General features: G+C 42.0%; 19 protein-coding genes and 1 riboswitch. Of the genes, 13 read left to right on the top strand and 6 right to left on the bottom strand.

The window, feature by feature from the left end:
• Positions 1–73 precede the first annotated feature (73 nt).
• Positions 74–778 (bottom strand): hypothetical protein, encoded by a 705-nt coding sequence (locus tag WDA22_16265; protein ID MFA5835033.1) that lies wholly within the window; start codon positions 776–778, stop codon positions 74–76.
• Positions 779–915: 137 nt separating this feature from the next.
• A complete protein-coding gene (locus WDA22_16260) occupies positions 916–1,392 on the bottom strand; it encodes a heme-binding domain-containing protein (GenBank protein ID MFA5835032.1) in 477 nt (158 codons plus the stop codon).
• Between the two features lie 102 nt (positions 1,393–1,494).
• Here WDA22_16260 and WDA22_16255 point away from each other — a divergent pair, with 102 nt between their 5' ends.
• The 5 genes from WDA22_16255 (at position 1,495) to WDA22_16235 (ending at position 6,821) form a co-directional block, all read left to right on the top strand.
• A complete protein-coding gene (locus WDA22_16255; protein ID MFA5835031.1) occupies positions 1,495–2,688 on the top strand; it encodes a PP2C family protein-serine/threonine phosphatase in 1,194 nt (397 codons plus the stop codon).
• Positions 2,689–2,963: 275 nt separating this feature from the next.
• Entirely contained in the window at positions 2,964–3,338 is a 375-nt protein-coding gene (locus WDA22_16250) for a hypothetical protein (protein ID MFA5835030.1), read from the top strand.
• 55 nt (positions 3,339–3,393) lie between these two features.
• A complete protein-coding gene (locus tag WDA22_16245; GenBank protein ID MFA5835029.1) occupies positions 3,394–3,855 on the top strand; it encodes a response regulator in 462 nt (153 codons plus the stop codon).
• 77 nt (positions 3,856–3,932) lie between these two features.
• On the top strand, positions 3,933–4,784 hold the full coding sequence (locus WDA22_16240; GenBank protein MFA5835028.1) for a response regulator: 852 nt from the start codon (positions 3,933–3,935) through the stop codon (positions 4,782–4,784).
• 126 nt (positions 4,785–4,910) lie between these two features.
• Positions 4,911–6,821, top strand: a complete 1,911-nt coding sequence (locus WDA22_16235) for a prolyl oligopeptidase family serine peptidase (protein MFA5835027.1) — start codon at positions 4,911–4,913, stop codon at positions 6,819–6,821.
• Positions 6,822–6,887: 66 nt separating this feature from the next.
• On the opposite strand, the gene WDA22_16230 is transcribed toward WDA22_16235, so the two are convergent.
• Both WDA22_16230 and WDA22_16225 read right to left on the bottom strand, forming a co-directional pair.
• Positions 6,888–7,388, bottom strand: a complete 501-nt coding sequence (locus tag WDA22_16230) for a hypothetical protein (protein ID MFA5835026.1) — start codon at positions 7,386–7,388, stop codon at positions 6,888–6,890.
• Entirely contained in the window at positions 7,385–7,843 is a 459-nt protein-coding gene (locus WDA22_16225; GenBank protein ID MFA5835025.1) for a DUF2085 domain-containing protein, read from the bottom strand. The genes WDA22_16230 and WDA22_16225 overlap by 4 nt, the downstream gene beginning before the upstream one ends.
• 315 nt (positions 7,844–8,158) lie before the next feature.
• Here WDA22_16225 and hutU point away from each other — a divergent pair, with 315 nt between their 5' ends.
• From hutU to pnuC, 8 genes are all read left to right on the top strand, one after another.
• A complete protein-coding gene (gene hutU / locus WDA22_16220) occupies positions 8,159–9,814 on the top strand; it encodes a urocanate hydratase (GenBank protein ID MFA5835024.1) in 1,656 nt (551 codons plus the stop codon).
• 112 nt (positions 9,815–9,926) lie between these two features.
• Positions 9,927–13,742: a PAS domain S-box protein gene (locus tag WDA22_16215; protein ID MFA5835023.1), complete on the top strand. Its 3,816-nt coding sequence runs from the start codon at positions 9,927–9,929 to the stop codon at positions 13,740–13,742.
• 400 nt (positions 13,743–14,142) lie between these two features.
• A complete protein-coding gene (gene hutI, locus WDA22_16210; GenBank protein ID MFA5835022.1) occupies positions 14,143–15,378 on the top strand; it encodes an imidazolonepropionase in 1,236 nt (411 codons plus the stop codon).
• Between the two features lie 31 nt (positions 15,379–15,409).
• A complete protein-coding gene (locus WDA22_16205) occupies positions 15,410–15,604 on the top strand; it encodes a hypothetical protein (protein MFA5835021.1) in 195 nt (64 codons plus the stop codon).
• 204 nt (positions 15,605–15,808) lie between these two features.
• The gene (locus WDA22_16200) at positions 15,809–16,531 is read left to right on the top strand and encodes a hypothetical protein (protein ID MFA5835020.1); all 723 of its coding nucleotides are present in this window, start codon (positions 15,809–15,811) and stop codon (positions 16,529–16,531) included.
• Between the two features lie 67 nt (positions 16,532–16,598).
• Positions 16,599–16,745, top strand: a riboswitch (TPP riboswitch).
• A 101-nt stretch (positions 16,746–16,846) separates the two neighbouring features.
• The gene (locus tag WDA22_16195) at positions 16,847–19,132 is read left to right on the top strand and encodes a TonB-dependent receptor (protein MFA5835019.1); all 2,286 of its coding nucleotides are present in this window, start codon (positions 16,847–16,849) and stop codon (positions 19,130–19,132) included.
• Positions 19,133–19,136: 4 nt separating this feature from the next.
• On the top strand, positions 19,137–19,787 hold the full coding sequence (locus tag WDA22_16190) for a thiamine diphosphokinase (GenBank protein MFA5835018.1): 651 nt from the start codon (positions 19,137–19,139) through the stop codon (positions 19,785–19,787).
• A gap of 3 nt (positions 19,788–19,790) precedes the next feature.
• The gene (gene pnuC, locus WDA22_16185; protein ID MFA5835017.1) at positions 19,791–20,357 is read left to right on the top strand and encodes a nicotinamide riboside transporter PnuC; all 567 of its coding nucleotides are present in this window, start codon (positions 19,791–19,793) and stop codon (positions 20,355–20,357) included.
• Here pnuC and WDA22_16180 read toward each other — a convergent pair.
• Both WDA22_16180 and WDA22_16175 read right to left on the bottom strand, forming a co-directional pair.
• Positions 20,345–23,428, bottom strand: coding sequence for a PAS domain S-box protein (locus tag WDA22_16180; protein MFA5835016.1), 3,084 nt, complete (start codon positions 23,426–23,428; stop codon positions 20,345–20,347). The genes pnuC and WDA22_16180 overlap by 13 nt on opposite strands.
• Positions 23,429–23,442: 14 nt before the next feature.
• On the bottom strand, positions 23,443–24,312 hold the full coding sequence (locus tag WDA22_16175) for a prohibitin family protein (protein MFA5835015.1): 870 nt from the start codon (positions 24,310–24,312) through the stop codon (positions 23,443–23,445).
• Positions 24,313–24,331 lie beyond the last annotated feature (19 nt).

The following is a 24,331-nucleotide window of genomic DNA, read 5'->3' as shown; positions in this document are numbered from 1 at the left end:
TGGGAAAAAATGTGGCATTAATATAGAGAAGGTACAGTTCAGAAGGAAGTAGAGAATATGGAAAGGATTATCATTATTTCAAGAAAACCCAATTTTCCAGCGTTCCCGCCGTTCCAAAAGAATCTCCTTTGCAATTCAACGGATCGGCATCACGGGCTTCTTTCGTGATAATGAGATCACTGCGGGAAGTGACTCCTCTTGCGGTATATCGTTTGAATAATGAATCGGACATCACATCAAAATAGGAAAGCAATTGCCATTTGTTTTGGTTTGAAAACCCGATGGCAATATCGGACATTGTCTGTGATCCGATATGGTTTCCCAACTGAACGCCTGCTATTACTGTATCACCAAGAATAAGCGGTTTCTGAAGTGCAATATGGAAGATAATAATCGTAAACGATGGTTGGGAAAATGGTTGAATCCAGAGCTGTGTTCCGGCCCATTCCTCAAATGTCCTCACAATCGTTCCGCTGACCGGAGAAAAAATCTTCACGGAAGACCAAGAAACATTGCTCAACGGCTGATAATAGTGTTTCATACTTCGGCATGATTCGGCATCGTCACGATAATCATGACCAAAACCGGAACGAAATTTTGAGATTCGGTCAATCTTATCTAATTCAATATAATCGATCGAAATAAATCGTAAAGGACTGGTAACGACGGAGTCTTTACTGTTCGGCTGATCTTGTGTGATTGCGGTGCTCTCTTTATCACAACCAACGAATAGTAACATCAATATTATATAGAGCGGTAGTAATTTCACTGTTGTCATTTTGTTTCTTGCGTATTAGATTCTTCGTCCCGACAAAAAAAGTCGGGACTCAGAATGACAGGGGATGTTGACAAAAGTATAATCCAATGTTATCCTGAGCGAAGCGAAGGATCTAAAGATGTGAATTTTTTTTTCACTCACTCGTTTTCTTCATTTTCGTTATCAATTGAATCTCCGTTGAATGTTTTTTTGAGTCCTTCTACAAACGCTCTTTTTTCGGTCACGTTGAAATTAGTTTCCGGATGCATCAACAGATACGGTCCTATCGGCATTGCTCCTTTTTGCACCTCTTCAACTGCATCGTCGCCTCCCCGTTCGGACTTGTCCCACTCAGAAATATTGAAATGCTTTCTTCCTTGTTGAATATCTTTTTCTAAAAGCCATGAAACTGGGGCGATGCGACTGTACCAAGGAAATCGCGTCTCATTGCTGTGGCAGTCCGCACATGCTTTAAAGAATGTTGCGCGTGTTTCAGGTGAGTCCCATGTTGGTTCACCGGTGACCGGAGGATTCACTCTGGAAAACGAGGAAGGAACGAATTGCAAGGCAATAAATACAATGCCAAGAATGATTGCCGTTGCACGGAAGATTTTTTTATAGAGTGGCTTAATCATACAAAAGAGTAAGGAGTTTTGAAGGAAATATCAATGGAATTTTTTGCATCTTAGCCGGTATTTTACCGTAAGGTGATGAACGAACTTTCCTAAAGGACTGCTATGGCACAATTTCCGCACAATGGTTGGAAAACAATGAATATAAAAGATCATCATCAATTTGCGGTGGCGGTCTTTTTTCTTTTTGCAGCAATCGGTCCGTTGACATTATTGATGGAGTCAACAATCATCCAAGCGTCATGGATCCGGTTGATCGTTATGACAATTCTTTGTGGATTATTTTCCTGGTCCATCGTCATGTCGTTCAATAAACCACTCCGATTAATATCGGCGGTAATTGTGTATGTCGCGATTATCCTTTCGATGTCCTTTATCGATCCGGTGTTTTTGCAGCCTGATGTGGATACAGTCGACGTAAAAGCCGGAACACCATTTCAATTATCAAAAGAACAGTTATCGGATATTGAAACGAAGCGAACGCTCTTTGGTGTTGTGGCGGTGTTCTGCATCTCCATCGGTTATGCGTTGTTTGTCCGCGCGTTAGCCAAAGAACATAAACGCCGCGCTGAGATTGAAGCGGAAGTAAAACTGGCACAAACAATTCATGAATCGCTCTTACCAAAATCTCCATTGACAACTTCGTGGTGTGATATTGCCGGAACAAGTGTCCCCGCAACGCAAATCGGCGGAGATTTTTACGATATCATCAAAATCTCCGACTCTAAAATTTTGGTGGTGATTGCCGATGCATCCGGTCATGGAACGGGAGCGGGAATTCTTTCCGCCATGACTAAGAGCGGCATTATTCAAGAACTACGGCACACACATTCACCGGCGGAACTGTTAAAGAATGTGAATACAACAATTCACAGCGTAACGAAAAAGAATATGTTTGTTACCTGCGCATTGGCGCTGTTCGACCATGAGACAAAACTGGTCTCCATGGTGACCGCAGGCCATCCCCCCATTTTGCACTATGATCTTTTAAACGATACCATTGAGGAATACCGGATGCATAATCTTGCACTCGGTATCAGTCCTGCCGTCGTCTTTGAATCCAAATCGATTCCCTTCAGGACAAATGATATATTTTGCTTTATCACCGATGGATTGACGGAAACTTCCAATGCAAAAAATCAACAATTTGGCATGGATCGGGTGAAATCTTTGATCCGAAACACCCCCGATCGATCAGCCGAGGCAATAAATTCAGCCATGATTGCATCCGTACAACAATTCTCCGACGGCAGAGAATTGAGCGACGACATTACCACAGTGATATCGCGGATACAATAATCTTTCTTGGTAACGACTCAGCGTTTATGATTTTTTGTCACTAAACCACGAAAACACAAAATTTCACCAACCTGTTGGAGTAATGGTTAAAATTCTTTTTGTGTACTTTCGTGTTTTTGTGATTCGGTGGCATGTTTTTGAATTATTATATAATTCTGCTGAGTAGTTACCTTTCTTGTACATTATAAAATTCTTAGGGTCATGTATCTCGTATGAAATTATAGTACATTTCAACAGTGCGTTATTTTACCAATACAGAATACGAGTAAAACGATATGGGATACAGCAAAGGGACACTGGCCGGAGATTTTATCGAAGGTGTTCTGTCGGAATTAAACGGAGCAATAGCGATTAGTGTTGTTGAAAACACGGCAGAGCTTTCCATGGATACATATAGCGTCCGAGATACATTCGATCCGGATGTCGCGTGTGCCAATATAATTGAAGTAGTGAAGGCACAACAGCAAACAATTAAAGCGCTACAGTTGAATGAGACGATTAAAGATCTTTTTATTACAATGGATACGCAGGTTCATTTTGTAACAATGTCGAAAAACGGAAAAGCATTGTTCTATGTCGTCGCGGATTCACAAGGTGCAAACCTCAGCATCATGCGATCCATTATCCGTAAATACGCAAAAGGTATTTAAGCATACACTGCACCGTTGCCATCGATCATTTTATATGGCAACAGAATTGACCACTATGCAAAACAAAATACTATCACCATCCGAACATACGCAAGAAGCAGAAGAAGATATAATTTCTCTCAGCGGCATTGCAGTCAAACCATTGGTGCTGGCAGCCGATGATAATGAAACAATTCTGAAATTTATTAAACGGCTTGTTGAGTCCAATGGATTCGAATGTATCACGACCAATTCTCCAACAACTGCAGTACGAATCGCAGAGGAAAAACATCCGTCAGTCATTCTTTGCGATATCAACTTCGGTATTGGTAAGTTGAACGCTATGGATGTGTTTAGCGAAATCCGCAGCAAGAATGCCGACGTACCGTTCGTTATTGTCACGGCTATTTTGCAGCAGGAGAGCAGAGAAAAAGCCGAAAAAATCGGCATCACCGAATACATCATCAAACCGATCGATCCGGAGCAAATGATTGCGACGTTGCGAAAACTTGTCAACCGCAAATCGATTATTCATTAACCCGTTCAACGGTAAGTTACCACCAGTACTAATCTGAAAAAATAGTTTCCTGCGAAAGACAGAGCTAAAAAATTATTATGCGTGAAGAATTAATATCATTATTAGAAGAAGCGTTCGAAGCCGGCATCATTACCAGTACGATGCAATCCCAGATCGATGCAATTAAAAAGAACATGAATCTTAGCGATGCGGACTATCAACAAATTGAAGATCAAATCCGCTTAGATGCCTATGTGAAAAAAATAAAGGAGCGCGAGAAAAAAGGGATCACGTTTATGGGAGATCTTCGAAAACAATATAAGATCACCGAAGATGATAAGCTCTTGGTCCAAGAACGACTCAAAACTGTTGCAAAGAAAGCACCAGTATCCAAACAACCTGAGCTGGCAAAACAAACGCCGCCAAAACAGAATCCTCCTTCGCAGCCTGAGGTCACAAAAAAAACGGAGTCTGTAAAACAGCGTGAGCAAACGCCGGCAGCAGAGCCGGTAAAAAAATCGGAATCGCCAAAGAAGCAAGAGACACCCAAAAAAGCAGAACCTCCGAAGTACGATGACGGTGCCAGACCACTTGTATTGGTAGCCGATGATAATGAGACACAATTGTTTCTGACAAAAAGTATCATTGAAGAGAATAACTATGTCTGTGTGACGGCTGATTCTCCCGAAATTGCCGTGCGAATCATTTCCGAAAAACTGCCTGCGCTTGTCATCTGCGATGTCAATTTCGGTATTGGCCGACCGACAGGATTGGATGTCTTTACCAATATTCGCACAAAGAATATTCAAGTTCCGTTCATCATCATGTCCGCATTTATTCAAAAGGAGTTCAAAGATCACGCAAAACGGATAGGTATCACGGAATATATCACCAAACCTGCCGATCCGGCACAATTGATGGCCGTGATAAAAAAATATCTTCCACAATAGGATCATAATCGTACTGGAAGTATTAAAGGAAGCTATCAGGCTTCCTTTTTTTATTATGACGACTGTCTGTTGTGAAATAGACTTACACTGCGTATTTTTCCCCATGAAAAACCATAGGAGTATCCGATGAAAAAACTGGGTCTGTTATTGCTGTTGCCGTTGTTGTTGTTTTCGCAGGAGCGAAAACAGTTTGGGAATATCGTCACCGAAGATATTCCGACGATTCCTGATCGTATTGTCGAAAAAATGAATCAGTATCAAAGTGTCCGGGGCGCTTCGTTTACCGATTGGTCTCCGGACGGAAAAGGGATGTTGATTTCGACACGGTTTGGTGAAACGAATCAATACCATTTTGTGGAGATGCCCGGCGGCGCCAGAAAGCAGATTACATTTTTTCGGGAGCCCGTCGGAAATGGAGCGTTTTATCCCGGTAAAAATAAAAAAATGTTTCTCTTCACCAAAGATGTTGGAGGGGGAGAATTCTTTCAATTGTATTCTTTTGATATGAACACCGGCTCATACGAAATGTTAACGGATGGAAAATCGCGCAACGGCGGCGGTTTGTGGAACAATAGCGGAAAACAGTTTGTCTTTACGAGCACAAAACGGAACGGAAAAGACAATGACATTTACATTGCCGGACTGAATGATCCAAAAAATGCATCGTTGCTGATGGAAGTTAATGGCTCGTGGGGTGTGCAGGATTGGTCTGCTGATGATACAAAGATGCTTGTGGGACAATATATTTCGGTGACGGAATCGTATCTCTATTCTGTTGATGCTGCAACAGGAGCAAAGACACAGATCAATCCGGGACAAAAAATTGCGTACGGCGGAGCAAAATTTTCTCAAGATGGTAAAGGAATCTATTACACCTCGGATGAATTTGGTGAGTATCAACAATTGATTTATCTCGATCTTGCATCGGGGAAAAAATTGGTTATTTCCAGGAATGTTTCGTGGGACGTTTCAGATTTTGAAGTGTCCAAGACAGGAAAATATCTGGCCTATGAAATGAATCAGGGAGGAATAAGTACGCTGACAGTTCTTGATGGAAAAACACGGAAAGAAATTGTTACCGAAAAACCGCCGGTTGGAATATTTGGAAGCTGGGATTTTAACGACACTGATACACACCTTGCGCTTACCATCAATACCTCTCAAACGCCGGGAGATGTGTATGTGCTGGATTTGAAAACAAAAAAATTTACACGGTGGACCTATAGCGAAGTTGGCGGACTGAATACGGATAATTTCGTTATTCCTAAATTGATCGAGTATAAAACGTTTGATGGAAAAATGATTCCTGCATTGTATTATGCTCCCAAAAAATTGGACAAACCAACTGCCACAGTTATTGTTATTCATGGCGGACCGGAAGGCCAATCCCAGCCGAACTTTTCATCACTCTCGCAATATTGGGTGAACGAATTAGGTATTGCTGTGATATTTCCGAATGTCCGCGGATCTACCGGATATGGTAAAACATATGTCTCGCTGGATAATGGATTTCAGCGGGAACATTCCGTAAAAGATATTGGCGCGTTGCTTGATTGGATCGAGACGCAGCCGGAATTAGATAAGAATAGAATCGCAGTGTATGGTGGATCGTACGGTGGATATATGGTGTTGTCATCCATGTTCAACTACAATGACCGATTGAAATGCGGTATTGATGTTGTTGGCATCAGCAACTTTGTCACGTTTCTCGAAAGTACGCAGGAATATCGACGCGATCTTCGCAGAGTGGAATATGGCGATGAGAGAGATACCACAATGCGCAAACATTTGATGGCCATCTCACCAACGACAAATGCGTATAAGATCACCAAACCGTTGTTTGTCGCACAAGGAAAGAACGATCCGCGTGTACCATATACCGAAGCAGAACAGATTGTCTCAACAGTGCGGAAAAATGGTAAGCCTGTTTGGTATATGATGGCGCTGGACGAAGGGCATGGATTTCAGAAAAAACTGAACCGTGATTATTTTAACAACGCAATGACTTTATTCTGGGAAGAATATTTGTTGAAATAGCGGATTGATAGATAGAGTCGAATTAACATGCAGCCCGTGAATGATTTCACGGGCTGTTTAGTCTTTTTATTTTTCGGGAATCACAATCTCATGTTCCCCCAACGTTAGTGCGCGTGATTGAGCACCGGCAGCAATATCTCCTTCTTCGCCTTTACAGAGAAGCGCAAGAGGACAAAGAATAACGCCTGCGGCAATCGATGTTCCTGTTTTTGATTCTCCTTTTGTATAAAAATTTCCGGACAGTGCAATAGTACTTCCATCAACGGCTGTAGTACTTTGAACGGAAATCGTCAATTTCCCTGCCTGTCCAACCATTCCGGCACTTTCTGCAGATTCAACAACACAAACTACCGGAGTCCCTGCTTTGACGACGGTTTTACCTTTGACGACGACATCAGCGGCAACGATCAATACAAGTTCTTGCCCCGTCTTTAATTTTTTGCTTGATAATGATGTGGTCGATTTTACGACAACAACAGTCGATGTCGAAAGTTTTATTGTATCCTGACTGAAGCCAAATGTTACAATAAAAAATAGAAGTATAATAACGGGAAGATGGTACCTCATAGATGACGCTCCTTTTGTTTAAATGGGATTGGGTAGATAAGCAAGAAGGCGCCGAAACCGCCAATCAAGCCGGTAATGAATCGAAGAAGATTGGTGCTTTCATAAAAACCAAAAAGTTGAAGAAGGGGATCAATGGCGACAAGTATAATCAAGCCAATGCCGAAGAGCGCTCTTCGCGCATAAGAAAACGCAGCGAAGGGAATAAATGACGCGAGCGCTAATCCTAAATAAGCAGAAGAACACCGCGCGCATAATGCCCACGGTCTGTCAAAAATCCAAAATGATCTGGTTGGATATTGATGACACACAGGTGAAAATAATGAATAGAGATTTTCACCGGCAGGATAACCGTTCACATGTTGTGTCACTGGAGCCAGCCACGCCAGCGAAAAGATTAAAAAGTAGAGAACAAAAATTGATCTCCGAAAGAGTATATCAACTGTTTTTATTGTCATGCAATGTAAACGGTAATGTATTCAAGTAATTTGAAAGTAAGAAAACATACTCCATTGCGCAATCACGTAAACACAGTATGGTGAAAAATATATCATCATACGAATTTTATGTATCATTAATAATAGGATAATATTGTACCAGATCATTTTTGGCAGTTTTCTTTTGAGATTCCTTCATTCCGGATGTGCAACCGTATTTAATTTGGTGGTAAAAAATAAGCTGCCAAAATTTTGTGAATGTCATGCAAAAATGAAAACATATATCTGTTTCACCTTTTTTGATTATATTTGTTCATAAAAATTTTGGAGATCTTCATGCCACAAACCCGCATTATTCGCGCTCCGCGCGGAACAACAATATCCGCAAAAGGTTGGGTTCAGGAGGCTGCCATGCGCATGCTGATGAACAATCTTGATCCTGATGTTGCCGAACATCCTCAGGAATTGATCGTCTACGGAGGGACAGGAAAAGCGGCCCGCAATTGGAAATGCTTCGATTCGATAGTAGATACACTAAAAAAATTAGAGAACAATGAAACACTTCTTGTGCAGTCAGGAAAACCGGTCGGAATATTTCAAACGCACACTAACGCACCGCGCGTATTGATCTCAAATTCTATGCTGGTTCCCAAATGGGCTACGTGGGATGAGTTTCGCAGATTAGAAGCACTCGGATTGACAATGTACGGGCAGATGACAGCGGGGAGCTGGATTTACATTGGTTCACAAGGAATTTTGCAAGGAACGTACGAGACATTTGCGGAAGCAGCGCGGCAGCATTTCGGAGGAACATTAGCCGGAACATTTCTCCTTAGTGCCGGTCTTGGTGGAATGGGTGGGGCACAACCGCTTGCTGCCACAATGAACGGCGCAGCGTGCCTTGTTATTGAAGTCGATCGTACGCGGATTGAAAAACGTCTTGCTACAAAATATATCGACAAGATGACCGACAATTATGACGAAGCGATGGCAATGATCCATGATGCGAAAGAAAAAAAACTTCCACTCTCTGTAGGACTGCTCGGGAATGCCGCAGAGATTATCCCGAAAATTGCGAAGGGAAAATTTCTTCCTGATATCGTCACCGATCAAACATCTGCGCACGATCCGCTTAATGGTTATGTTCCAGCGGGCATGACATATGAAAAAGCGCTTGATCTGCGTAAGAAGAATCCCAAAAAATATGTCGATCTTTCCCGTGCATCAATTGTTGCACATGTTAAAGGATTACTCACCCTGAAGAAAAAAGGGAAAATTGTATTTGATTACGGTAATAACATTCGCGGCGAAGCGCAATTGGGAGGAGTAAAAAACGCGTTCGATATTCCGGGATTTGTTCCCGAGTATATCCGTCCGTTATTCTGTGATGGAAAAGGTCCATTTCGTTGGGTCGCACTCTCGGGAGATCCGGAAGATATTTATCGAACCGATCGCGCTGTATTGGAAACATTTCCCGAAAACAAATTATTAAAAAATTGGATCGAGAAAGCGCAAAAGCAAGTAGCGTTTCAAGGTCTGCCGGCGCGCATTTGTTGGCTGGGGTACGGCGAACGAGCGAAGATGGGAAAAATATTTAACGATCTGGTCCGAACAAAACAAGTAAAAGCTCCCATTGTTATCGGTCGCGATCATCTCGATTGCGGAAGTGTCGCCTCACCAAATCGCGAAACAGAAAAAATGAAAGATGGCAGCGATGCAATCGCGGATTGGCCGATCCTCGGTGCGATGTTGAACTCCATCGGCGGAGCAAGCTGGGTGAGTGTGCATCACGGAGGCGGTGTTGGGATTGGTAATTCCATTCACAACGGAATGGTGATTGTCTGTGACGGAACAGTTGAAGCAGATGAACGGCTGGAACGTGTTCTTACCTATGATCCGGGAATGGGTATTATGCGACACGTCGATGCAGGCTATGACAGGGCAATAAAAAATGCTCGTCAATTTAATGTGAACATACCGATGATGAAATAGGAAACTGTGTTGAAAACCTAATAGATTGTGTATGTATTTAGAAAATCCTGAACGTATTGTTTGGGGTTTTTTATTTTAAAAATGAGTATGTTGGTCTTAAAGAACACCAATCATGAACAACTTCCCATCATCCGCAAAACAACATGCACCGGCCGGCAGTTTTTTTAATGCACGGTTGATTATCGCATTTATCTTTGCTCTCATGACGCTTCTTGTCGTCGGGACATTTGCATATCAAACAGTGCTGCAATTAACGGACGACTACGGAAATATTGAACATACGTTCGAAGTGATCAGGGAATTTGATAAAACTGTTGTTGGGATATCCACCGGACAGACCGAACTTCGTGCATTTTATCTCACGGCAGATTCGTCATATTTACGGACCTATTATGCAAAAATTGATACCGTCCACCGCCATTTGTCCAATCTTCAAAAATGGATTGCAAGCGATTCTGTACAGAATCAAACGCTCAAGATGCTGGAAGTTGCTGTCTTAAATCGTGTGCAATTTAATGAAGGAAAAATTAAGGCGTTTAGTCGCGGCGGTCAAACACAGGCTGATAAAGAATATAGTGTCCAAAAAAGTCAGGAGTTCATTCGACGGATTGACAGTATTGTCAACAGAATGGAATCGACCGAGAAACAAGAACTGGCTGAACGGAAAACAAAAACAACCAATCAAACAAATCGCACGCTTCTGCTGATTACCTTTGGCGGCATCATCAGCTTTGCGTTGCAGTTGATTGTTTTCCTGTTTCTCTTTAAAGAGGTTCGGCAAAGAACAAAAGTGGAAAAAGAAATTCGAGACAGTGAAAAACGATTCATCAGTTTTTTAGAAGCAGTCCCTGCCGGCGTTTTTATTCTCACGGCGGATGGAAAACCATTCTACGCAAACGAAGAGGCAAAGAAAATTCTTGGTGCCGGAATAGTGCCGGATACGTCGACTCAAAATCTAGCAGAAGTGTATCATGCGTATCTTCAGGGGACTGATATTCCGTACTCATCAGAATTTATTCCTATTGTTCGAGCATTGAAAGGAGAGCGGTCCACTATTTCTGATATCGAAATCTGGAAGCCCGATGCCATTACTCCCTTATTTGTCACCGGCGCTCCCATCTATGATAGCGAAGGACATCTTCAATATGCGATGGCGGCATTCATTGATATTTCAGAACAGAAACGGGTGCAGCAGCAGTTGGCGGAAAGTGAAACGCGATTCCGACAGATTATTGAGAATGCTTCCGATATCATTTATCGGACGGACGAGTTGGGACAATTTACCTATGTGAATCCGACCGGATTGACAATGATGGGATATAATACTTCCGAAGTAATTGGGAAACATTTTTCGCTCTTTGTGAAAGAGGAAGAGAAGCAAAAAGTTTTTCGGTACTATTACAAACAACGGCAGAACAAAACAGCCTCCAGTTATTTAGAATTTTCCGCAATAACAAAGGGGGGCGATGTTGTGATTCTTGGACAAAGCGTCGGACTTTTATTTGAAAAAAACAAAGATGTTGGTTTTCTGGCTATTGCCCGAAACGTTACATTGCAAAAACAGGCCGAAGAAGAAATTGCCCGCCGTCAGCAACAGTTGGATACGGTCATCACCACGGTGGACGAAGGAATAACACTGAGCGATGAAAGCGGGCGATTTGAAATCTTTAATACAAAGATGGAAGAATTGACCGGATATTCTAAAGATGAAGCGAACACCGGCGAATTCACAAAACTGTTATATCCTGATCCGGTAGAACAGCGCAAAGGATTGAATCGCCTCGGGGAAGTGGTTGAGAAAGGTTTCATTTATGATGTTGAAACAACCATTAAAACAAAATCAGGCCAGGAAAAAATATTACTGATATCGACTCGAATAGTGCATGTGAAAGATACAGTGATGTATTTAAGTGCTTATCGGGATATTACCCTGCGAAAACAATTTGAAGAAGAGTTAAAAAAGGCAAAAGATTCAGCAGAGTCGGCGACAATTGCCAAATCGCAATTTCTTGCGACCATGAGTCACGAGATTCGCACACCGATGAATGGAGTCATTGGAATGACCGATCTCTTAATGCAAACAGATTTGACTCCTGAACAGCGTGAATACACCGATGTTATTCGTACCAGCGGTGAAACGCTGCTCACACTTATTAATGATATTCTTGATTTTTCCAAGATTGAATCCGGTAAACTCGATATGGAAAAACGTCCCATTGAAGTGCAGAGTCTTGTTGAAGAGACGTTCGATCTTGTTGCACGCCGCGCAGTGGAAAAAGGATTGGATCTCGTCTATCTCATTGATCCTTCAACCCCTGCGTACATCATTGGTGATCCTATTCGGCTGCGGCAGATCTTGTTGAATTTAACGAATAATGCAATCAAGTTTACCGAAAAAGGTGAAGTATTTGTCACAGTGAAAGAGATTCAGCGGGAAAATGATATTACGACTCTGCAATTTTCTGTGAAAGATACGGGAATCGGTATTCCTCCTGAAAAAGTAGAAAAATTATTCAAAGCATTTTCACAAGTGGATGCCTCAACGACAAGAAAATTTGGGGGAACGGGACTTGGTTTAGCAATTTCGAAACGATTGGTGGAATTAATGGAAGGGAACGTATGGGTGGAAAGCAATGTCGGAAAAGGAGCAACGTTCCATTTTACGATAAAAGTCCCTACATCGGCCTCAACGGATGCACTGCCGAAAAAATATGTTCGCGGAAAAATTCCCGAGTTGCAGGGGAAACGTGTCTTACTGGTTGATGACAACGTCACAAACCTGAACATTTTAAGTATTCAGTGTGACAATTGGGGAATGCATCCGCGTGCAACTACATCGCAGCAGGATGCGCTGCAATGGCTTAAAGAGAATGATCCGTTTGATGTAGCCGTCATCGATTTTCACATGCCGGGAATGAATGGTGTGGATTTAGCGAGAGCGATCAGAGGCGTACGAAGTGAACAATCGTTGCCGATAGTGCTTTTTTCTTCATCAGGCAGAAGCGAGTTTTCAGAAACAGAGAATGCTCTTTTCGCAGCAGTCATTCTCAAACCGATGAAGCAGGCACATTTGTATTCTACTATGATTGATGTGTTGGCAAAACATGTTCATTCGGAGAGTGTGCGCAAAAATATTGAGATCAAAAAGGTCGAGTTATTGTCAAACGATCTGCCGTTGAAAATTCTCGTTGCAGAAGATAATCTCATCAATCAAAAATTAGCCATACGATTATTGCAGCAGCTTGGTTATTCCACGGATATTGCTTCGAATGGCAAAGAAGCAGTGAGTCTGATTAAGCAGAACAGATATGATATTGTTTTTATGGATCTGCATATGCCGGAAATGGATGGATTAGAGGCGACCAAAACAATCATGAACGCTTCAGATATTGTGACACGTCCAAAAATAATTGCCATGACTGCTGATGCGATGAGCGGCGATAGAGAGAAATGTATTGATGCCGGCATGGATGATTATATCAGCAAACCGGTCCGATTAGATGGATTGCGCGACATGCTGATTCATTACGGCGAAATGATTATGGAGCAAAAAACTTCTAACGGCCAAGCCGTTGCCGCTCATATTATGTATCTTCGATTGAAAGAATTATTAGAGCAGACCGATGTTCCCTTTATGACCGAATTTGTACAATCCTATCCATCACAATCCGAAGATACTATGCACCAATTATTGTCTGCGTGGGAAAAAAAGGATCTGGTAGAAGTTGTATTTGCAGCACACAAACTACGCGGTCTTTCTCTCAGTTTTGGCGCGGAAGAACTAGCCGATCTCTGTAAAATTGTGGAGACAAATGGTGACAAGAATCCGAACGCAATATCAGATCAGTCAATAAAAGACATTGAACAATCGCTCCATCGATCGTACGATTTGCTCTCAGCCACCCTTTCAAAATTGGGAATTGTGTGAATCAGCGGCAGATAGGATTGTGCAAGGACTGCTTTTATCATGTGCTTATTCGCAATAAAAGAGGGAGCGAATTTCATCTGTGCGAGTACGTCAAACATGATTCAACTTTTCCAAAATATCCAAGAATTCCCGTACTTGTTTGCGATGCATTCCTCCCTTCTAAAAAAAATAAACTTTGAAATATGTCATCGATTTTTTTGAAAACATCAGTTCTTTGTAAAAAACTTTATTCAAGATTGGGTATAATACCCCGACGATTGCCCACCATGCATTCAGGCGGGAAGCCGGTTCAAAGGACTCCTTTGGGGAATCCAGATCTGGATACCAGCGTACGCTGGCATGACTTTATTTCTTTCTAGCGTTTGCGTAACGTCGGTAAGTAATTTAAACATGAACGACTATGAACTTATTCATTAAAAATATAGGCCAATTAGTTACTGTTGCAGCGCATGGTAATCGGATAAAATCTGGTTCCGGTATGCGCGAGTTGCATATTCATAATAATGCATCAATACTGATACAAAACGGTATCATTGTCAATATTGGCGGACCGGAACTGTCTCATGATGATGACATTGATGTGATCGATGCCGAAGGGAAAGTAGTCCTTCCCGGTTTTGTCGATTCTCACACGCATACAGTCTATGCCGGAAGTAGAGAGAATGAATTTGCCATGCGTGCCGAGGGAAAAACATATCAGGAGATAGCGGAAGCGGGAGGAGGCATACTTTCAACGATGCATGCAACACGCGAAGCAACAAAGAGAGATCTGTATCGGTTCGCCGAGCGCCGATTGAACGATATGCTGAGAAACGGAACTACAACCGTTGAGATTAAAAGCGGTTATGGACTCTCGCCGGAGGGAGAAATGAAAATGCTTGAAGTGATCTCTGAGCTAAAACGAGACCACTATGCGACTATCGTTGCAACATTTCTCGGAGCGCACGCTTTCCCGCCAGAATATAAAGATGACAAACAAGGATATGTAAACCGTATCTGTGATTATATGCTTCCCTATGTTGCTGAAAAAAAATTGGCTTCGTTTGTGGATGTGTTTTGCGAATTGGGATATTTCGATCTGAAGATGACAGAGCAAATTATTCTTGAAGCAAAACGTCACGGATTGATTCCCAAACTCCACGCCGATCAGTTGAATACGATTGGTGCAACGGAACTGGGAGTGCAGCACAATGCGATCTCCGTCGATCATTTGGAAAAAACGAACGAGACCGGTATTGCAGCGCTGAAGAATTCGCAAACCATCGCGACCGTCCTTCCGGGATGCTCATTATTTTTGAATCATCCATATGCTCCCGCTCGAAAGATGATTGACGAGGGAATACCCGTGGCGATTGCGACTGATTTCAATCCCGGTTCGCAGATGTGTTATTCCATGCAGATGATGCTGATGCTCGCTTGCACTCAAATGCAATTGACACCCGAAGAGGCAATTACAGCAGCAACACTCAATGGCGCTGCAGCGCTTGGACTCTCAAACGAAATTGGAAGCATCGAAATAGGAAAACAAGCAGACGTTGTGTTGTATAACGTTCACGATTATCGTTTTATTCCATATCACTACGGCACGAACCATGTTTGGAAAGTTGTAAAGAACGGTGTGTTGCTGGATTTTTAATTCACGTTGAAAATGAAGGAACTTTACTGCTATGAGTCAAACCATTCAACAATGTCTTGTCTGCGAACAAACGCACGAACAAATTCCTCTCATCAATTTAAAATATAAGCAACACGATCTGTGGATTTGTCCGCAGCATCTTCCGGTGTTGATTCACAATCCGCAACAGCTGATTGGAAAATTACCTGGTGCTGAAACCATGAATCCCTCTCCCCACAACGACTGATATCTAAACCGAAAAATCTGTTTCTGATGTAGTGTGAATCAATTCTCTCAAAAGAATTCGAAAAATAATTGGTTTCACTTCCTTCTGTTGAAATTTTCTACATTAAAATAAACAGAGCGTTAGCTGTGTCTTCGCGCACATCTCTTTCATTACGACTTCGCTATTCTTTTTATGTCATCAACAACAAATAAAGAAGGAGTGGTAATGAAACAAGTAAAATTATTTATAGGGGTGTTTATTCTTGGAATGATTGCATGGGGATGCGAATCTTCGACGGATACAAAGGTGACAGAAGGTACGTTATCCATGTCGGCAAAATACACGACAGCGAGTCTTCTAAAATCCAGTTCCCCGACGGCGCTTGATTCCATCAAGATTACCAGAGCACGGTTTGTCCTCCGTGATATTAAATTTAAATCACCAAAAGAAGACAGTTCAAATTTCCGTACTCAGCCAATGGTGTTGGAGTTAAAGTTGAATAGTTCATTAAATACCATCGGATCGATGACAGTTCCGCTCAGATCGTACAGCAGAGTAGAATATGATGTTCATAGAGTTGAGCAGCCGGAAATTTCATCACTTCCTGCTTCGGAACAGTCGCAATTTGCCGATTTTCTAGCAGGGGAAAAATACAGCATTATTATTTCAGGTATTATTTATAATTCCGGTGCAGCGCCGGATACATTCACGTACCGTTCAAAAGTGGATGCAAAACAAAAAGTAGATTTTATTCCGGCTATTGATGTAACGGAGGCTTCTCCTTCTGTAAACGCTACACTTGTGATTAGTTCAGCCAAATGGTTTAAAAACCAGACGGGAGCACTGGTAAATCCGAAGGATACGAATAATGAGGGTGTTATTGATGAAAACCTGAAAGCATCCATAAAAATTTACAAGGATAATAATAAAGATGGATCGAATGATTAATCAACTTCTTGTGTCCTGAAATATTTCGCAGTATATTAATGCCGTAATTTGTTCTTTAAGATAACTAACAATTCGTTAGGGGTGTTATTTCGCTTCCATCATCCGGTCAGGATGATGAAGTCGGGAAACTGAGAACATACCCTTGAAGGCGCCTTGAGCGCCGGAACCACCTGATCTGGATAATACCAGCGTAGGGAAACGACAATAAAAATTATTGCTCCGCTTTTTATTCGCCGTTTCTGATGCTGTTGTATTCAGGACGGCGATTTTATTTTTAAACACATTACCACAGAGTCACTAAGACACAGAGGAACAATGAAAAACCGCAACCGCAAAACCCAAATCACAAAACCTTTTTTTTTCATTTTCATGGTTTTGAATGTTCAACTTTATTCTCAACAAGAATCCGATTCGGTCAAATATAGTTTCGATCCGGTTTTGGTGACCGGAACAACCGCAAAGGAGCGTGAAACTCCCGTTACCTTCACCAATCTGCACAAAGGATTGATTGAACAGCGATATTCTATGCAGGATGTTCCGGTAATGCTGGCAGAGCTTCCTTCTATGATTTCCTATTCGGACGGCGGAAACGGCATCGGATATAATTATATATTTCTTCGCGGATTCGATCAACGCCGTCTTTCTATTATGGTGAACGGAGTTCCGCAGAACGATCCGGAAGACCACAATGTCTATTGGATTGATTTTCCCGATCTGCTTGCCAGTTCATCCAATGTTCAAGTGCAGCGCGGGGCCGGAAGTGCATTTTATGGACCTCCCGCTATCGGCGGTTCGGTGAACATCACAACAAATCCGTTCGAATACAAACCGTACGCAAAATTTGAAACAATGTTTGGTTTTCAGGAATATGGTGAAGGTCCGCAAACACTTCCGTTAACGATGAAGAAATTTTCTGCTTCCTATAATTCAGGTTTGATTGAAAATACATACATGTTTTACGGCCGCCTTGGAAAAATGCAGTCCAACGGTTATCGAAATCACTCCTCCTTTGAAGCCGGATCATATTTTCTCGGCATGCTTCGTTTTGATCAGAACATAACAACACGTGTTCATCTATTTGGCGGTCCGTTGACCGATCAATTGGTGTATAGCGGACTTCCAAAATGGACGAACAACGATAAAAAATTACGGCGGTTGAATCTGTCATACTGGGATGTTGATTCTACCGGGAAAAATTTTGGATATACAACTGTTCGTCGTCCTCAGGAGAACGAAGGATTCAATCAACCGCATTACGAAGTCTTGAACGAATGGAAAATATCTGAAACACAAAAATTACATAATACCCTGTTCTATTACGACAGTCACGGATATTTTGATTACGATGGTTCATGGGCAGATGCATCGTTGTTGCGAGTTGACAGTCTGCATGGATTTGCTCCAACACCGTTGATTCAGAATGCTATCATTCGCGGTGGTGTCGATCTTATCCAATGGGGATGGTTGCCGCGGTATGAATTGACTCACGAACGAGGGGAGTTGACGTATGGCGGAGAATATCGGTACCATCATGGATCGCATTGGGGAAAAATTCAATATGCGGAAGGATTGCCGGCGAATTTTGATCCAGATTATCGCTTCTATCAATACGACGCCGTAAAACATATGGCTTCAGTCTATATGACGGAGAACTATAAAGTGCAAGAAGATATGACATTGATGGCAAACATTCAGTTCGCATTCAATCAATATCGGGTGGAGAATGAAAAATTCCTGAGAAACTCCTTCACGGTTCCGTACTATTTTGTGAATCCACGATTGGGATTGAACTATAATATGTCTGAAGAATGGAACATGTATGTTTCGTTTGGGTATACATCCCGCGAACCGCGATTACGAAATCTTTACGCTGCCGAGGATGCGTACTTCGGAGCTCTTCCAGCATTTTCCGCAGATACCGCTGGCGGAAAGACAAAATATGATTTTGATAAACCGATTGCTAAACCGGAACAATTATTAAATCTTGAGTACGGAGCGGGATATAAGACCAACGAAATTCAATTGAACGGAAATTTGTATTGGATGGAATTCACCGACGAGTTGATTAAATCCGGGCAAGTCGATATTTTTGGCAACCCTGTGTACGGTAATGCACCCCGCACTCGACATCTGGGATTCGAAGTTGATGGAACAATTCAACCATTCGAATACTTCATTGTGAGTGGAAATGTCTCGCTTTCGACCAATTATATAGTTACGTTTTCTTCGGTTGATAGTGTTTCAAACAACGTAGTATATAAAACAAAACTGGATAATAATCCTATTGCAGGATTTCCGGATATCACAGCAAATCTGCGATTGACGTATCAGCAGGAAGGATTATCAACATCACTGATTGCAAAACACGTTGGCTCATTCTACACAGATAATTTCAAAAACTCGGCAAATAAAAACGATGCCTATACAGTATTCAATATTGAATCTGTCTATGCATTGCCGAAGATGGGCGACGCTCAAATTTCACTGCGCGGAGAAATTCGTAATCTATTGAATGTTTTGTATATGCAAAACGGCGAGGGAAATGCATTCTTTCCAGCCGCAGAACGAAATTATTTGATCGGATTGTCAGTTCAATTATAAACAAATGAAACAAAAAAAACGCACGCATGCACTTATCATTTGCAACGGAGAGATGCCATCGTCAAAACTTCTGGCACCGTTGTTGAAAACCAAACCGTACATTATCTGTGCGGACGGAGGTGCAAATAAAGTGCGTGCGTTTGGGATAGTGCCTGATTATATCCTTGGGGATTTGGATTCAATTACACAAAAAACTCGTCATTATTTTTCGTTTGTTCCGGTTATTCACATTGCAGATCAGGAAAGTACGGATCTTGAAAAGGTGCTGACATATCTCTTAGCAAACAAATTCAGATCGGCGACAATTGTTGGGGCAACAGGGGATAGGCCCGACCATACGATGGCAAACTTCAGCATTCTTCTGAAATATCATAAAAAATTATCGCTGCAATTTTTTGATGAGCACTGCACAATAGAGATCGTTCAAAAGCACATTCGGTTCAAAGCATTTATCGGTCAACAAATATCATTAGTGCCGATGGGAAAATGTTCAGGAATTGTAACGAAAGGACTAAAATATTCCTTGAAGAAAGAATCGTTAGAATTGGGAGTGCGCGAAGGGACAAGCAATGAAGCATCAGCATCAATAATTGATATTACAGTAAAAAGCGGCTCGCTGCTTCTTTTTAGAATTCACCCACTCATCAGACACTAAAGAATGGAAATCGCAGAGATCATTGCTGTTATTCTTGGATTAATTTCTGTCTATCTTGTGACTCGTCAACAAGTTTGGTGTTATCCTCTCGGGATTATTTCGGTCTTCGTCTATATTTTTATCTTTTATGAAGTAAAACTCTATGCCGATATGGGACTGCAGGTTTTCTTTATTATTCTGCAGGCGTATGGCTGGTATGAATGGCTGTACGGAGGGAAAGAACATTCTGCGCTGTCTGTTTCCTGGGGAACAAACAGAGTCTATATGATGATTGTGTTGTTTGTCGTAATCGGTACGGCGACTCTTGGATATACACTTCATGAACTTACCGATGCATCATTACCGTATGTCGATTCATTCCTGGCAGTGTTGAGCATGGCCGCTCAATGGCTGATGGCAAAAAAATATATTGAGAATTGGATTCTCTGGATCATCGTTAACATCGGATCCATTGCCATGTATGGTTACAAGGGGTTGTACTTCACCATGTTCTTGTTCGCGGTCTATTTCGGATTGGCAATACTCGGTTACAAGGAATGGAAAAAATCACTGATTGTTCAGCCGACGTGAATCGATTTTGAAACTTCACTCAGTGTTGCGAGCACATCTTCCGATGTGAACGGTTTCAACAAAACATCCTTCGCTCCTAAACTAAACAATTCCTTTTTGGATTCTTTATCCAAGTAGCCGGTGATAAAAATAAACTTCACATTAGCATTCATCGCTGTTAACTCACGGATCAATTCACGTCCATCCATATTCGGCATACCCAAATCAGAAACGATGATGTCGATGTTATCTTTTTCCTTCAGGTATATTTCCAAGGCTTCTTGTCCATCATACGCATTAATGGTCTGATACCCTTCCGTTTCGATGATTTCTTTTAACATAGCACCGAGTTCTCGTTCATCATCAACGATAAGCACCTTTTTTCCACTAACATTATTCGGTCTGGAAACGATTGTTTTTACATCGGACAATGTGTTTTGCATATCATCAACGACGAGTGTTGCCGGGAAATACAATGTAAACGATGTTCCTTTGCCCACAGAACTTTTCACTTCGATTAATCCGAAATGTGTTTTGACAATGCCGTGAACAATGGCCAGACCAAGCCCGGTTCCTTTACCTCGTTCTTTTGTGGAGAAGAACGGCTCATAAATTCGTTGAACAGTTGCATCGTCCATTCCGCATCCGGTGTCGGTAACCGTCAGCGATACATATAATTTTTCCTCTGCCGCAGGGTGATTTTTTTTCAATATTTTTCCTTCAGCATTCCCAATGGTGAAGGTGAGGATACCGTTCGATTTTGAAAGTTCCATCGCATCCCGTGCATTCACTCCGAGATTGATGATGACTTGATGGAGTTGATCTTCATCCCCCATAATCACATCATTATCAGTCAAAAATTCTGTCCGAATGGAAACAGTTTTGGTAATGGAATGTTCCAATAATTTACAAACATCCAGTGTCACGGCTGAAAGAGAGAGCGGTTTCATCACACCTTTTTCTGTCCGGGCAAACATCAACAATTGTTTGGCGATGCCGGAACCCCGCTCTGCTGCGCCGGCAATCATCTGTGCGAATTTTAATATGTCAGGATAATTTTTGGCTTTATGTTTTACCAATTCAGCCGAACCCATTATCATGGCAAGAACATTGTTAAAATCGTGCGCAATACCGCCTGCCAGAACACCGATGGAATCCATTTTTTGTGCATGAAGCAACTGATCCTCAAGCCGTTTTCGTTCCGTGATGTCCCGAAAAATACTCAAGATCATTCCTTCATTAATACCGAACGTAATGAACGAAGCAGCGATTTCCACATTTAAAACTCTTCCATCCCACAGAAATATTTGTGCATCGGAACGGGGAAGGATTGACCCTTCCCGGAAACGTGTGCGATACTCATTAATGCCATGCTGCAGCGTAATTCGTTCTTCATCATACGTAATGGAAAATAATTCTCCGACCAATTTCTCTTTCGATTTATTGACCAATGAGCAGTACGCCTCATTCACCATCACAATGGTTCCGTCTTTATCGGTGACACGCATTCCGTCGGCGGAGTGTTCCCATATGACGCGGAAGCGTTCTTCTTCGGATTTTTGCTGAATTGCCGCGGCAATATGCTGTGATACAAAGATGAGAATTTCTTTTTCGCGGTTGGTAAAGATAATTTTTGGATCGTAACTTTGAATTGTCATCACACCGAATGTTTTTCCGCTTGACGTCAACGGCACCCCAAGCCAATCGACTGCCGGAGCACCGATCAGGGATAGATCGCCCTGTTCGGACATTTCGTCGAACACCGGAGCCGGTGCGTGGAGAATATTTCCTGTTTCAAGGATATATTCTGTTGATCCATGGGAGAACGACCGCGGTTCCGGAGGGGAATCTACTTCATCCACGAAGTACGGAAAACTAATAATGTTTTTCACCGGATCATAGAGTGCGATGTAGAAATTTTTTGCATACATCAATTCACCAATGATGGTATGAAGACTGGCAAATAGCTGCTGCATGTCGTGCGATTTTCGGGTTACCGTCGTAATGCGATACAGAGCCGATTGTAATCGTTCATTCCAATTCCGCTCCGTAATGTCTGTGATCGTACCGATGGTTCCGACCACTTTTTTGTTGGCATCGCGAAGCGGTGAGCCGTATATCTCTGCCCAGAATTTTTTTCCGTCTTTTCGGGTCATCTCCAGTTCATACCGTTCGGAGATTCCTTTGCGACGCTCAAGGTTTCGCGCATTGATGCTGGGCCACTGTTCCTTTGGGAGCAGAAAAGCGTACGCCGGATTCCCTTTAATATCTTCGAATGACCACCCTGTCAATTCAACCAGGCGTTGATTCATATAAATTACTCTATCATCCAGATCAGTGATAATCAATCCTTCGCTGAGACTTTCAACCACTTCGCGGAATCGCGTTTCTGATTGTGCCAGCGCAAGGGACATGATATCGGAATCTTCAATATGACGCACAAGTACAAACACCTCATCCGAACCGCTGGTAATCATTCGTGCATGAAATCGATTTTCTTTGCCGTTAATATCAAGAGTATAATCGTACGTCTGGACTTCATTAGCGGAGAGAGCAAGAACTAAATGATGCATCACAAGATCGGCAACATTTTTGGGAAGACGGTCATTGATATTTTTTCCAATAACATTGTTTGGATCCCCTACGACATCGTTCGGGTTTCCGGCACGAAAATCCAGATATGTTCCATCTCGACGAAGGCGAAACGTTAAATTAGGAATGGAACTGAGCAAGGCCTCGCTTCGTTGTTCACTTTTTACTCGTGCGGATTTGGATTTTGTATGCTCTTCAATTTCACCTTTGAGTTCCCGCCACCGTCGATAGGAAAAGAGAGCAAATAACAACGACAGAGTCGTAAGCGTGAATACGATTTCTTCTAAATAGTACCCGTGATGTGTTTCGATGAATTGGGAAAGTTTTTCGAACAGATGGAATTGAATGGAAAGCCCGAGTACTGCGACTGTGATAAGACCCATTGTAAGGACATCAGTTCGGGCTGAAGAAAGATGTTTATCGTTATCCATTAATGCAGTATAAAGATTTTTACCAAAATAAAAAAGCAGAGGATGGCCCCTGCTTTTATTGTGCTGCAAAAATTGATTATTGGTTATTTCGTATCCAAAATAAGCGGAAGTCCGTCTTTTCCTCCAACAATAATCACTTTTGTGTTAGGAGACATCGCGAGTTTTTCTGTTGCTTCAATTCCTTTCCAGGTCAATAACTGTGAATTTAATCCTTGGTTGACGATTTTTTGGAAATCAGAAATGCCTTGCGCTTCAATTCTTTTTCGATCAGCTTCTTGTTTTTCTTTTGTTAACACAAACTGCATCCGTTGACTTTCCTGTTCGGATTGCAATTTTTGTTCGATGGAAGAAGAAAGTCCGGCGGGAAGAGTTACTCGTCTCAGCGGGGCAGATTCAACAGTGATTCCTCGTTCACTTATCGCCTTCATAATTTCGTTTAGCAATAATTGAGAAAGATGTTCCCGTTCCGAAGTATATAATGCTTTTGCTTCAAAGCTGGCCGTGACACCACGCGTAACAGAACGAAATTGCGGTTCGATAATAATGCTTTCATAATCTTCACCGACCGTTTTATAGACATCAGCCGCCTTTTCGGGATTCAAATGATACAGTACGCTTACTTCTAATTGCACCGTAAGACCTTCTTTTGACGGTACCTCCATTACTTCTTTGATCTCCTGAGTTTTAATGGACATTTTAACAATTCGGGCAAGCGGGTTAACAAAATTAATTCCGGATTTGATCGTATTGTCAGATACGGTACCAAAAAAATCAATTACACCGACATGACCGGCCGGAATAACAGTAAAGCAATTGGACAATGCCGCAAGTGTAGCACCTAATGCCACCATCATGGAAATATTTGCCGATCCTTTGGTATTCGGATTGATACGCATATTACGCCAAGAGACAAACGCTGCAACAGCAACCAAGGTAAAAATTAAAAAAAACATAGAGCCTCCAATATTTGAA

This window comes from Bacteroidota bacterium, from assembly GCA_041658205.1.
Taxonomy (GTDB): Bacteria; Bacteroidota; Ignavibacteria; order UBA10030; family UBA8401; genus UBA8401.
Note: the sequence above shows the minus strand (reverse complement) of the source record. Positions and strands in the feature narration are given on the sequence as shown.